Source organism: Brevibacillus migulae, assembly GCF_004521915.1.
In the GTDB taxonomy this organism is placed as follows: Bacteria; Bacillota; Bacilli; order Brevibacillales; family Brevibacillaceae; genus Brevibacillus_F; species Brevibacillus_F migulae.
Genome location: NZ_SDKD01000011.1, coordinates 169,177 through 181,613, shown reverse-complemented (window position 1 = coordinate 181,613; position 12,437 = coordinate 169,177). Strand labels below are relative to the sequence as shown.

13 protein-coding genes are annotated in these 12,437 nt (G+C 48.9%); 5 read left to right on the top strand and 8 right to left on the bottom strand.

The features are described 5' to 3' along the window. Nucleotides 1-79 precede the first annotated feature (79 nt). The 8 genes from rsmG to rpmH all read right to left on the bottom strand — a co-directional run bounded on the left by rsmG (nucleotide 80) and on the right by rpmH (nucleotide 7,436). Entirely contained in the window at nucleotides 80-796 is a 717-nt protein-coding gene (gene rsmG / locus EIZ37_RS14690; protein ID WP_134685381.1) for a 16S rRNA (guanine(527)-N(7))-methyltransferase RsmG, read from the bottom strand. Between the two features lie 17 nt (nucleotides 797-813). After that, nucleotides 814-2,703, bottom strand: a complete 1,890-nt coding sequence (mnmG, locus tag EIZ37_RS14685; protein WP_134685379.1) for a tRNA uridine-5-carboxymethylaminomethyl(34) synthesis enzyme MnmG — start codon at nucleotides 2,701-2,703, stop codon at nucleotides 814-816. A gap of 15 nt (nucleotides 2,704-2,718) precedes the next feature. Further along, nucleotides 2,719-4,095 carry a tRNA uridine-5-carboxymethylaminomethyl(34) synthesis GTPase MnmE gene (gene mnmE, locus EIZ37_RS14680; RefSeq protein ID WP_134685415.1) on the bottom strand — a complete coding sequence of 459 codons (1,377 nt, stop codon included), beginning with the start codon at nucleotides 4,093-4,095 and terminating at the stop codon, nucleotides 2,719-2,721. 999 nt (nucleotides 4,096-5,094) lie between these two features. Next, nucleotides 5,095-5,718: an RNA-binding cell elongation regulator Jag/EloR gene (jag, locus tag EIZ37_RS14675; protein ID WP_134685377.1), complete on the bottom strand. Its 624-nt coding sequence runs from the start codon at nucleotides 5,716-5,718 to the stop codon at nucleotides 5,095-5,097. Continuing rightward, complete coding sequence (gene yidC / locus EIZ37_RS14670) at nucleotides 5,715-6,449, bottom strand: membrane protein insertase YidC (RefSeq protein WP_407921145.1); 735 nt, start codon at nucleotides 6,447-6,449, stop codon at nucleotides 5,715-5,717. Before yidC ends, jag begins: the two co-directional genes overlap by 4 nt. A gap of 94 nt (nucleotides 6,450-6,543) precedes the next feature. Then, complete coding sequence (gene yidD / locus EIZ37_RS14665) at nucleotides 6,544-6,765, bottom strand: membrane protein insertion efficiency factor YidD (RefSeq protein WP_134685373.1); 222 nt, start codon at nucleotides 6,763-6,765, stop codon at nucleotides 6,544-6,546. A gap of 6 nt (nucleotides 6,766-6,771) precedes the next feature. Beyond that, nucleotides 6,772-7,140, bottom strand: a complete 369-nt coding sequence (gene rnpA, locus EIZ37_RS14660) for a ribonuclease P protein component (protein ID WP_134685371.1) — start codon at nucleotides 7,138-7,140, stop codon at nucleotides 6,772-6,774. A gap of 161 nt (nucleotides 7,141-7,301) precedes the next feature. Then, on the bottom strand, nucleotides 7,302-7,436 hold the full coding sequence (rpmH, locus tag EIZ37_RS14655) for a 50S ribosomal protein L34 (protein WP_134685369.1): 135 nt from the start codon (nucleotides 7,434-7,436) through the stop codon (nucleotides 7,302-7,304). Nucleotides 7,437-8,024: 588 nt separating this feature from the next. Between rpmH and dnaA the strand changes: the two genes are divergently transcribed. From dnaA to remB, 5 genes are all read left to right on the top strand, one after another. Continuing rightward, the gene (gene dnaA / locus EIZ37_RS14650; RefSeq protein WP_134685367.1) at nucleotides 8,025-9,377 is read left to right on the top strand and encodes a chromosomal replication initiator protein DnaA; all 1,353 of its coding nucleotides are present in this window, start codon (nucleotides 8,025-8,027) and stop codon (nucleotides 9,375-9,377) included. A gap of 219 nt (nucleotides 9,378-9,596) precedes the next feature. Further along, nucleotides 9,597-10,736 (top strand): DNA polymerase III subunit beta, encoded by a 1,140-nt coding sequence (gene dnaN, locus EIZ37_RS14645; RefSeq protein WP_134685365.1) that lies wholly within the window; start codon nucleotides 9,597-9,599, stop codon nucleotides 10,734-10,736. A 39-nt stretch (nucleotides 10,737-10,775) separates the two neighbouring features. Continuing rightward, entirely contained in the window at nucleotides 10,776-10,994 is a 219-nt protein-coding gene (yaaA, locus tag EIZ37_RS14640) for a S4 domain-containing protein YaaA (protein ID WP_134685363.1), read from the top strand. Between the two features lie 16 nt (nucleotides 10,995-11,010). Further along, nucleotides 11,011-12,129: a DNA replication/repair protein RecF gene (recF, locus tag EIZ37_RS14635; RefSeq protein ID WP_134685361.1), complete on the top strand. Its 1,119-nt coding sequence runs from the start codon at nucleotides 11,011-11,013 to the stop codon at nucleotides 12,127-12,129. A gap of 16 nt (nucleotides 12,130-12,145) precedes the next feature. Then, the gene (remB, locus tag EIZ37_RS14630; RefSeq protein WP_134685359.1) at nucleotides 12,146-12,436 is read left to right on the top strand and encodes an extracellular matrix regulator RemB; all 291 of its coding nucleotides are present in this window, start codon (nucleotides 12,146-12,148) and stop codon (nucleotides 12,434-12,436) included. The last annotated feature ends 1 nt before the right edge of the window (nucleotide 12,437 follow it).

Below are 12,437 nucleotides of genomic sequence, written 5' to 3'. Positions count from 1 at the left end.
TGATGAAGGTGTTCCAGAGTTTACTTTTGGGACACCCTCTTCATCACCATGTGGAATTACGTGATGACACAATGCGCTTCTACAGCAAAGGTTTCTTGGCAGGTATCCCCGCTTTTCGCGGATAGGCTTTCGGGGTTGCTTCCGCTTTTGAGATGATCACAATATTGCGTTCACCTGCATCCTCAACCAGTTGAAACTCTTCTACTTTTTGGGTGCGCCCACCCAAGGTCTTGATCGCTTTTTTCGCTTCATTCAACTCCGGCGAAATATCGGCGCCTTTCAACGCGATAAAATGACCGCCCACCTTGGCAAACGGCAAGCAATACTCGGACAGGACGTTCATTCTGGCAACGGCGCGAGCGATGACCAGGTCAAATGACTCACGCAGGCCCGGCTGCTGGCCCATATCCTCCGCACGTCCATGCAGCGGTTTCAAATCCTTCAGCCCCAGCTCCTTGCCGACATGCTCCAAAAAGCCCATGCGTTTATTCAAGGAGTCAATAATGCTCATCTGCAAGTGCGGGAAGCAGATTTTTAAAGGAATGCTGGGGAACCCCGCTCCTCCCCCGATATCCGCAACCGTTGTGACTTCCGAAAAGTTAAAATAAAAGGCGGGCGTCACCGAATCATAAAAATGCTTCGTATATACTTGTTCTTCCTCGGTAATCCCGGTCAAATTCATTTTTTCGTTCCATTCCACCAGCAGGCGGAAGAACAGATCGAACTGCTGCCGCTGCTCCTGGGATAACTCAATTCCTTGCCCAGCCAGTAACTCCGCAAATTGGTCTTTATTCATCTGTGACGCTCCTTACTTTACACTTTGCTTGCTACCCGATTGTACTGCTCCAGATACACCATCAAGACGGATATGTCCGCAGGATTCACACCCGAGATCCGGGAAGCCTGACCGATGTTGAGCGGACGGATTTTGCTCATTTTCTCGCGGGCTTCCTTCGACATCCCGCTGATCAGATGATAGTCGATATCGGTTGGAATTCTGCGTTCCTCCACCTTTTTCATCCGCTCTACCTGCTGCAGGGACTTGCGAATATAGCCATCATACTTGATCTGAATCTCGACTTGTTCTTTTACTTCCGCTGGCAGCTCCTCAGGCGCAGGAGAAATCCGCTCGATATGCGCATAAGTGATTTCTGGACGGCGCAAAAGCTGATCCAGCCCGATTACCTCGGTCAGCTCTGGTGTGCCTACCTCACGCAGTACTGCCTGAACCTCTGGATGATCTGGACGAATGCGCGTGTTTTCGATGCGTTCTTTTTCCTGTTCAACCAAAGCGCGTTTTTTCGTAAACCGTTGATATCTTTCCTCGCTGATCAAGCCGATTTCATAGCCGATATCGGTGAGACGCAGATCGGCATTGTCATGACGCAGCAGCAAGCGATATTCGGCACGTGATGTCAGCAAACGGTATGGTTCACTGGTTCCTTTGGTTACCAAATCATCGATCAGGACACCGATGTAAGCATCCCCGCGGCCCAAAATGACCGGTTCTTTGCCTTGCACCTTCCGCGCAGCATTGATTCCCGCCATCAATCCTTGCGCCGCTGCCTCCTCATAGCCTGATGTCCCATTGATCTGACCAGCTGTGAACAGCCCTTCCAGCCTTTTCGTTTCCAGGGATGGCCATAATTGCGTCGGCACGATCGAATCATACTCGATCGCATAGCCTGCACGCATCATCTCGACCTTTTCCATCCCGGCCATGGAACGCAGCATCCCTAATTGAACTTCCTCAGGCAAGCTGGTAGAGAGACCTTGCACATACATTTCTTCCGTATTGCGTCCTTCTGGCTCCAGGAAGATCTGATGGCGCGGCTTATCGTTGAACCGCACCACTTTATCCTCAATCGAAGGGCAATAGCGCGGACCAGTTCCCTCAATCGCTCCGGAATACATCGGCGCGCGGTGCAGATTGCTGTTGATCAGCTCATGTGTCTCTTCATTGGTATAGGTCAACCAGCACGGAAGCTGGTCTTTGATCGTTTCGGTTGTTTCATAGGAAAATGCACGCGGCTCCGGGTCACCCGGTTGGATCTCCATTTTGTCAAAATCAATGGTGTTTTTATGCACACGTGGCGGTGTTCCCGTTTTAAAGCGAACCAGTTCAAATCCAAGCTCTTTCAGATTCTGCGCCAGTTTGACGGACGCTCTCATGTTGTTCGGGCCGCTTTCGTACTGCAGATCCCCAATAATGATTTTTCCCCGCAGATAAGTCCCTGTCGTCAGTACGACCGCTTTCGCCCTGTACTCAGCGCCAGTCTGCGTGATCACGCCTTCACAGACTCCGTTATTGACGATCAATTCATCCACCATGCCCTGACGGAGCTGCAAATTGGGGGTATTTTCAATCGTCTTTTTCATTTCATGCTGGTAGGCAAATTTGTCGGCCTGCGCACGCAGCGCGTGAACAGCCGGTCCTTTTCCTGTATTCAGCATGCGCATCTGGATATAGGTCTTATCTGTATTTCTTCCCATCTCTCCGCCAAGCGCATCCAGTTCTCTGACTACATGTCCTTTGGCCGGACCTCCGACTGACGGATTGCAGGGCATATACGCGACTGCATCCAGATTGATGGTTAACAGCAAGGTAGAGCAGCCCATCCGCGCTGCCGCCAGCGCCGCTTCACAACCAGCGTGGCCCGCGCCAATGACAATGACATCATACGATCCCGCTTCGTATCCCATTTTCTTTGTTCCCTCCTATTTCCCCAAACAAAATTGAGAAAAAATCTGATCAATCAAATCCTCGCCTACACTCTCCCCGATCACTTCGCCAAGCAATTCCCATGCCTTTTTTATATCAATCTGCACCATATCGACAGGTGTCCGCAGCTCAATCGCTTCGATCGCATCCGTCACAGCCTGCTCGGCTTGGCGCAACAGTTCAATATGCCGGGTGTTGCTTACATAGGTTAAATCTTCTTGCTGCACACGTCCAGTAAAGAAGATCTCACTGATCGCCTGTTCCAAGAGATCAATGCCCTTCTCCTCTCTTGCAGAGGTCATCACCAGCGGTTGCTTGAGAAAATGCTTTTTCACATCCTCCAGATCGATTCGCTGCGGCAAATCAAACTTATTGACGATCACCACCACATTCATCCCGGCAATCGCCTCGAAAATCCGGTAATCATCCGGCTGCAGCGGTTCGTTGTAGTTCAGCACGAGCAAAATCAAATCAGCCTGCTGCAGCAATTGACGCGATTTTTCCACACCGATGCGTTCTACAATATCCTCGGTCTCGCGAATCCCCGCTGTGTCGATCAAACGAAGCGGAACCCCGCGGACATTGACGTACTCTTCAATCACATCACGCGTCGTTCCGGCCACATCGGTAACAATCGCCTTCTCCTCCTGCACGAGGCTGTTTAACAGCGACGATTTCCCTACATTCGGGCGACCGACAATCGCGGTAGACAATCCGTCTCTGAGGATCTTTCCTTGCTTTGCGGTTTGCAGCATGCCGGCGATTTCCTTTTTCACCTCTACGCACTTATCCCGTAGTAAATTGAGTGTGACATCCTCGACATCATGCTCCGGATAATCCAACGTCACCTCGATATGGGCCATCGCTTCGATCAGATTTTGCCGCAGCTCGCGGATCTCCCTCGAGAGTCTCCCCTCTACCTGCGCCAAGGCCACCTTCATCGCTCGATCCGTTTTTGCCCGAATCAAATCAATAACAGCCTCTGCCTGCGACAAATCAATGCGTCCATTGAGAAATGCCCGTTTGGTGAATTCGCCCGGCTCTGCCAGTCTTGCGCCATTCGCCAAAATCAGCTCCAGCACCCTCTGCACGGAAACAATTCCACCGTGACAATTCACTTCCACTACATCTTCTCGCGTAAATGTCCGCGGTGCACGCATCACCGATACGAGCACTTCTTCCACTCGTTCGCCTGATTGTGGATCAATCAAAAAGCCATAATGAATCGTGTGGCTATCCACAGTGGATAACTTTTCTTTCCCACGGTAGATTTTGTCCACAATGTCTATTGAATCTGTTCCGCTCACCCGGATGATGGCAACGCCACCCTCTCCCATCGGTGTCGCAACGGCTGCAATTGTATCCATATCCAACATTTCTTTCACCTCAAAGCTTCCTAAGAATATAGGAGCCAGCTACTAACTTATTAGCATAGCACAGAAAGACGCCAATGGAAACTTTTAGACCTCGGTATTCTGCACTTCCGCAATCACTCCTGTGGATAAGCAACAAAAAGCAACCCGTCCACACAGGTTGCGCAGATGAAATGATTATCCACAGTATGTTCGCTTTCTTCCCAAGTGAAACATAAACGGAGGAAAGACAAAAAGAAAGTTTGTGCAAACATCGTGGTTNTCCCAAGTGAAACATAAACGGAGGAAAGACAAAAAGAAAGTTTGTGCAAACATCGTGGTTAGGGAAGGGAAGAGAGGGCGGGGCTGCGTTCTTGCCACACCCGCAAGGGAGTAAATACTGTCCGGTTCCGCTGCCAAAAACGGTACGTCACGCAAAAGTTTCGAAGAAGCTTATTCATACGTAGAGGTTGCGCGACAAGCGTGTACCGCTTTTGGCAGCTCCACCTTTGTAGGTGTGACAAAGACTCCGCCCGTCCCTCTCTTCCCTTCCTCACGCTGCGGTTGCGTATGGCTGAACGGTTAAATTTCAAAAGGAAGATGTGATTTTTTGTGTAAACTTTTTCTTCTAATCCTTTTATCTTTTTTTACAGCTTCTGCTACACGGGTGAGCATATTCCAAAACGGAGCGCCTGCGGAGCCCGACCCAGCGGAGCAGTGAATCGCGGGAAACAGGGGTGCAAACTTGGCTAAGCTGCGAAGCGATACCACTTTTTGCACACCCCCGCGATTTGCTGCGGAGCGGAGCGTCCTACCCTCAGCGGGGCGTAGAATGAAGCGGAGTTTTGGAATATGCTCACCCCCACCACAGCCACGAAACGTCCCCACTTTTTGCACACCCCCGCGATTAGCTGCGGAGCGGAGCGTCCTACCCTCAGCGGGGCGTAGAATGAAGCGGAGTTTTGGAATATGCTCACCCCCGCCACAGCCACGAAGCACGAAAAAAAGAGACCTGAATCATCAGGCCTCTTTCGGTGCGACAACAATGTAGCGGTGCGGCTCTTCGCCTTCACTGAAGGTAGCGACGTCTGCTCTGTTTTGCAGGAAGGAGTGAATCACTTTACGTTCAGAAGCGGACATAGGCTCAAGACGAACATGTTTCTTCATTTGCACAGCTTTTTTGGCGATCCGATCTGCCAGTTGCTCGAGGGTTTCCTTCCGGCGCACCCGATAATTCTCCGCATCAAGCGTAATGCGTACATGCTTTTCGGCTTGCCGGTTGGCGACCACATTGACCAAATACTGCAAGGCATCCAACGTCTGCCCTCTTCGTCCGATGATCACCCCGAGATTCGTTCCCTGGATGTCGAAGCGGATTCCATCTTCCGTCTGCTGCTGCTCGACTTTTGCTTCTACATTCATCGTTTGCAGCACATCAGCCAGAAACGCACGCCCATGCTCAATCGGATCAAACTTTACCTCGACTTCCACCTTCGCTTCACGGGCCCCAATCAGTCCGAACAACCCTTTGCTCGGTTCTTCCAGGACCTGAACGTTAACCCGATCGCGCGTAACCTTCAGCTCTTTCAGCGCATTTTCAACGGCTTCCTCGATCGTTTTCGCCGTTGCCACCACCTTTTTCACTTGGCGGTTCCCTCCTTGGGAGATAACTGATTCCCTTTATCTCGATACAAGAAATACGTCTGAACAATGGTGAAAATGTTTCCGTACACCCAATACAGCGACAAAGCGGAAGGCAATGTGACCCCGATGGCCAAAATCATCAGCGGCATCATGATCATCATCATCTGCATTTGCGGATTGTTTTGCTGTGCCTGTCCCATCATCTTCGATTGGAAGTAGGTTGTAACGGCAGCAATGATCGGCAGGATATAATAAGGATCCTTTTCACCGAGCGACATCCACAGGAATGTGTGCGTCTTGATTTCCGGTGTGCGGCTGATCGCATGATAGAAAGCGATCAGGATCGGCATCTGCACCAGCATTGGCAAACATCCGGCCAACGGATTGATATTGTTCTTTTGGAACAACGCCATGGTTTCTTGCTGCGCTTTTTGCGGGTCATTTTTATGCTTGTCGCGAATCTTCTGCATCTCTGGCTGAATCGCCTGCATCGCTTTGGAGCTCTTGATCTGCTTCACCATGAGCGGCAGCACGAGCAACCGGATGAGAATTGTCGCAACCAGGATACCAAGACCGTAACTGCCTCCGAGCACCAGAGCGCTCTCTTTAATCAGCCAGGAAAGCGGCCATACCAGGTACTTGTCCCAAATCCCGGTAGCATCTGGCCCGATCGGCGGTGGATTGGTCATATTGCCACAACCTGCCAAAATCAAAACCAAGAAGGATAGCATGGAAATTAGAAGCAAACGACTTTTCAACGGGGGAATCCTCCTTATATGAGGTTGCTCAAAAACAGAGTTTGCTTTTGAACAACGTTTTTCTCCATCATGACTGTTTTTCGGGAACAGGATCAAATCCGCCTGGATGAAACGGATGGCATTTCAAGATACGCCAAATCGCCATCCACCCTCCCCTCCATGCTCCAAAACGGCGAATCGCCGTAATCGCATAATGAGAGCATGTGGGTGCAAAACGACAGGAAGGCGGCTTCAAGGGCGACAGAAATATCTGATATCCGCGGATTAACCAAACCAGGATGGTGGACATGCAGCTTCACCCTCTTTTTTCGCGCGGTGCGGGAACTGGCTTCCATATTTTCGCACGTTTCAATACATGCTGCAACGAACCACGCAACGAATCGAAGTCCATCTCTTCCAAACCAGGTCTGGCGATGATAACCAGGTCAATCGAATCTGGAATATTGCTTTCCAGACTGCGGATCGCTTCTTTGATCATCCGTTTGACACGATTGCGTGTAATCGCTTTCCCAATCTTTTTGCTGACCGATATGCCGGCCCGAAACGCTCCTTGTCCCTCTTGGGGAACCTGGTAGACAACAAACTGCCTGTTCGCAGCGGACGTGCCCTTCTGGAACACTTCTTGAAACTGCTCGTTTTTCCTTAATCGATGTGAACGATGCAAGGTACAACATCCCCTAACATCATAATTATAGTAGAAAACAGGCGTACCATCCACCTAGTATTTCCTATTTTCGCCCTCTTTTTTCCTACACCATTCAACATAAGTACAAGAATCTCTCATTAGACCCCTATGTAAAGAAAAAAGGCCACTCAAAATGTGGCCTATGCAGAAAGAACTTTTCTTCCTTTACGACGACGAGCAGCCAATACTTTGCGGCCGTTCTTCGTGCTCATACGATTACGGAAACCGTGGTCTTTCTTACGCTTACGGTTATTTGGATTGAAGCTAGGTTTCATGCCATCACACCTCCGTCCTGAAAGGCATTCTTTCGCATTATAAAAACTTATCGCCCAAAAGTCAAGCGATATTCCAACTGTATCTATCTGTACTAGTGTTGAAAATATCCCCAATTGAATATTTCCCAGCCATGTGGATAATCAATTGTCCACAGAAGCGCCTTTCGACAACCTTATCGACAATTTATACACAAAATATGGGGGTGTGAATAGAAACTGAACACAAGTGATGGTGTTTGTGGATAAGTAGGAAAAAACCATTGATATCGCTCTTTTTATTTGATATGATGTTTTTGTTTTCGACCGTGAATAAGTGAATGGGACGGCCTTACTTGTCCACATGGTGTGGATAAACTTGTGGACAGTTCTCACATTCTGTGAAAAAGCTTATTCACAGAGGTGCGGATAACCGTCTTCTTTTTTTCGTCTTCACATTTTACAATCGACAAATTCTGATGATTTTCAACTATATTTATCCACAATTCCTGTGAATCTGCCTGTTCACATCCTAGTAAGAACCAACCAACTACTGCTTACATTTGAATACGATGGTTGTATGGAGAAAAAGAAAGAAAGGAGGGATTTTGCTTGGATGCAGCTATCACCGAGCTCTGGCGGAAGGTGCTTGCGAAAATTGAGAAATCTCTTAGCAAACCGAGCTTTGATACGTGGCTAAAAGCGACAAAAGCGACGACATTGGAAGAGGATTCGCTGATTGTGGTGGCACCGAATGAATTTGCCCGCGATTGGCTGGAGACACGTTATTCTCCATTAATTACAGAAACACTGTATGAAATTACCGGAGCGGATATGAAGGTTAAGTTTGTTGTGCCTCAAAATCCCGATGCATCTGATGCTGAGGAGGTTCCACGGCCAAAGGCACCGGTTCCACCGCCGTTGTCCGACGATCAGCCGCCCAGTATTTTAAACCCGAAGTATACCTTCGACACGTTTGTCATAGGTTCCGGCAACCGCTTTGCGCATGCTGCTTCCCTTGCAGTAGCCGAAGCACCGGCAAAAGCGTACAATCCGCTGTTCATCTACGGAGGTGTGGGTCTCGGAAAAACCCACTTGATGCACGCTATCGGGCACTATGTCATCCAGCATAACCCCTCTGCCAAAGTGGTATACCTCTCCTCTGAGAAGTTTACCAACGAATTTATCAATTCGATTCGCGACAACAAAGCAGTCGACTTCCGCAATAAATACCGGAGCGTGGACATACTTTTAATTGACGATATACAGTTTTTGGCTGGAAAAGAATCGACTCAAGAGGAATTTTTCCATACATTTAATGCGCTGCATGAAGCAAGCAAGCAAATCATTATTTCGTCCGACCGTCCGCCAAAAGAGATTCCAACCCTGGAGGATCGGCTTCGTTCCCGCTTCGAATGGGGATTGATCACGGATATTCAGCCGCCGGATCTGGAGACGCGGATTGCGATCCTGCGTAAAAAAGCAAAAGCGGAAAACCTGGACATTCCAAATGAAGTCATGGCTTACATCGCCAGTCAGATCGACAGCAACATTCGCGAGCTGGAAGGCGCTTTGATCAGGGTAGTCGCCTTCTCGTCGTTGATCAATCGTGATATCGATACACAATTGGCTGCAGAGGCATTAAAAGATATCATTCCATCATCCAAACCGCGTGTGATTACCATTATTGATATACAACGGGCTGTCGGAGAAGAATTCAATTTGAAGCTGGAAGACTTTAAGGCGAAGAAGCGCACCAAATCGGTTGCGTTTCCAAGACAAATTGCCATGTATCTCTCCCGCGAGCTCACCGATGCGTCCCTCCCGAAAATCGGCGACGAATTCGGCGGACGTGACCATACGACTGTCATCCATGCGCATGAAAAAATTTCAAAAGCGCTCGCAGTCGACCCGCAGATGCAAGCGACCATTCAATCCTTGGTAGAAAAACTAAAAGCACAATAACGAACCTGTGAACAACATTAATAGCCTATGCACAACTTATTCACATGTGTATAGGCTCTCTTTTACGTAAGAACATAGGTTATCCACAAATCCACAGGCCCTATTACTACTTCTGTTAAAAGATTTACAAAACTAATAACTATATTACTAGCCATGGTATGCCGAAGACCGAGCAAATATGCACGCTAGTTTTGGAATCGAGAGGGAGGAAAACCAAAGATGCAAGTCAGCGTACAACGCGAAAAATTATCCAGTGCCGTATCTCATGTGAGCAAAGCTGTTTCCAGCAGAACAACGATTCCGATTTTGACCGGTATAAAAATCAAAGCGGATGAAGAAGGCTTAACACTGACTGCCAGTGATTCCGATGTCTCGATTGAAGTGTTGATTCCACTAGAAGAAGCGGATGAGTGGGGAGTAACGGTTCATCAACCCGGAAGCGTTGTCCTGACTGCCCGTATTTTCAGTGAAATCGTACGGAAACTGCCTGGAAATGAAATTCACATGCAGGTCGATGACCGTCTGGTGACGCATATTCGTTCTGGACAAGCTGAGTTCACCATCAATGGGATGAATGCAGATGAGTTCCCTCAACTGCCTCAGTTGGAGGAAGAAAAAGTATTCAGCGTTCCCAGCGATCTGTTGAAAGCGATGATTCGCCAAACCGGCTTTGCCGTTTCCACTTCGGAAATGCGCCCGATCCTGACAGGCATCATGTGGACACTGGAAAAAGGGGAACTGAAATTTGTTGCGACCGACAGCCACCGCCTAGCTAGCCGCACCGCCATGGTGGAATGCATGGAGGAATTATCTTTCCACAATGTAGTGGTACCAGGAAAAAGCTGCAGCGAATTGGTCAAAATATTGGATGATGACCAAACGCTTGTGGACATTGTTGTGGCAGCCAATCAAATCTTGGTAAAATCAAATCATATTCTGTTCTATTCCCGCCTGTTGGAAGGAACGTATCCGGATACGACGCGGATAATCCCGCAAAGCAACAAAACCGAGATCGTGGTCAACACGAAAGACTTTTTGCAATCCATTGAGCGCGCTTCGCTGTTGAGCCGCGAAGGAAAGACTAATGTCGTGCGTTTGGCGACCCTCCCCGACGGAAATGTGGAGATTACCTCCAATGCGCCGGAGATTGGCCGTGTAACGGAGACAGTCAAGCCTTCCTCCATGGTTGGGGAAGATTTAAAGATTTCCTTTAACGCAAAATATATGATGGATGCGCTTCGTTCCATCGACAGCGCAGAAATCCGCACCAGCTTTTCGGGTCCGATGAGCCCGTTTGTCATGCGTCCGACCGATCATGACTGGATGCTGCACTTGATTTTGCCTGTGCGCACGTATTAATCCGGACTTAGGCCTAACCGAGTGAAAGGGGTTTTCTTCATGCAAAAAGCCGTACAGATTCGAACCGAATATATTCAACTCGGTCAATTCCTTAAACTGGCTGAAGTGATTGATACAGGCGGGATGGCAAAAGCTTTCTTGGCAGAGGTTCCGATCAAAATCAACGGAGAATTGGATAATCGCCGCGGCCGCAAGCTGTACCCGAATGACATCGTCGACATTGACGGGTACGGTACCTATCAGGTGACCCGCGGCTGAGAGGAGTGCTTATCTCTTGTTTCTGCGGGATCTCTCACTGTCACACTATCGCAATTATGAATCGATGCAGCTCAAATTTGAGGGGCCGATTCATCTTTTTATAGGGAATAACGCACAAGGAAAGACAAATGCATTGGAATCGATCTACGTGCTTGCTCTGGCCAAGTCTCACCGGACAGCCAGAGACAAGGAACTGATCGGTTGGAATGCTGAGTATGCGACAATCCGTAGCGAAGTAGAACGACGCTACGGATCTGTCCGTTTAGAGGTGCAGTTGACGTCCAAGGGGAAGCGGGCCAAGATCAATGGCATTGAGCAAGCGAAGCTGAGCGAATATATCGGGGCGCTAAACGTCGTCATGTTTGCTCCGGAGGATCTTGCCATCGTGAAAGGCGCCCCCGCCCAGCGCAGGCGATTCATTGATATGGAGATCGGGCAGGTTTCCCCTACCTATCTCCACTATTTGAGCAACTACAATCGGGTGCTGGCCCAGCGCAATCAGCTCTTGAAAGATCTCGTGATCAAAAAGGGGCTCGCCTTTGATAAAGAGATGCTCGTAATTTGGAATACCCAATTGGCCGAATTAGCGGTAAAATTGTTAAAGAAGCGTTTTGAGTTTTTGCGGAAGCTGCAATCTTGGGCAAGCGAAATTCATACCGGCATCACGGATGGCAAGGAAAGCCTTTCGCTTCATTACGAAAATACGTGTCCGGTTACGGAAGAGATGGATGCTGCTGCGGCCGAGCAGGCGATGCTGTCTGCCTATGAAGATTTGTTTGAACGGGAAAAGCAGCGCGGCAGCACATTAATTGGCCCGCATCGAGATGATTTTTCATTACGAATCAACGATGTGGATGTACAGACTTTCGGCTCACAGGGGCAGCAGCGGACGAGTGCGCTTTCGCTGAAGCTCGCAGAAATTGAGCTGATCAAAGAAGAGGTGGGAGAATATCCGGTTCTCCTGCTTGACGACGTATTGTCTGAATTAGACGAACACCGCCAGACACTGCTGTTGGAAACGATACAGGATAAAGTGCAAACGTTTGTAACGACCACAGGAGTGGAAGGATTAAAACATCAGGTATTGCAGCAAGCATCGCGGCATTATGTGAAAGAGGGAAAAGTTTCCCAGTAGAGATGAGGTGACGGGCATGTTCATTCATATTGGCGGGGATACCGTGGTCAGTACCAAAGATGTGATCACCATCCTGGATCATCAGACGGTGAATAGCTCGAAAATCTCGAAAAAGTTCATGGAAGACGAAAAAAAAGAAAAGCGTGTCGTGGATCGTCATGCGGAGGAGACCAAGTCCTACGTCGTGACTAAGGATGCGATCTACCTTTCCCCGATTTCCTCGCTCACACTGAAGCGACGCGCGCAGTTTGTGAACAGCTTGGAGCAGGTCTTCGCTGGACAGACTGATACAGAGGAGTTGACGTAAA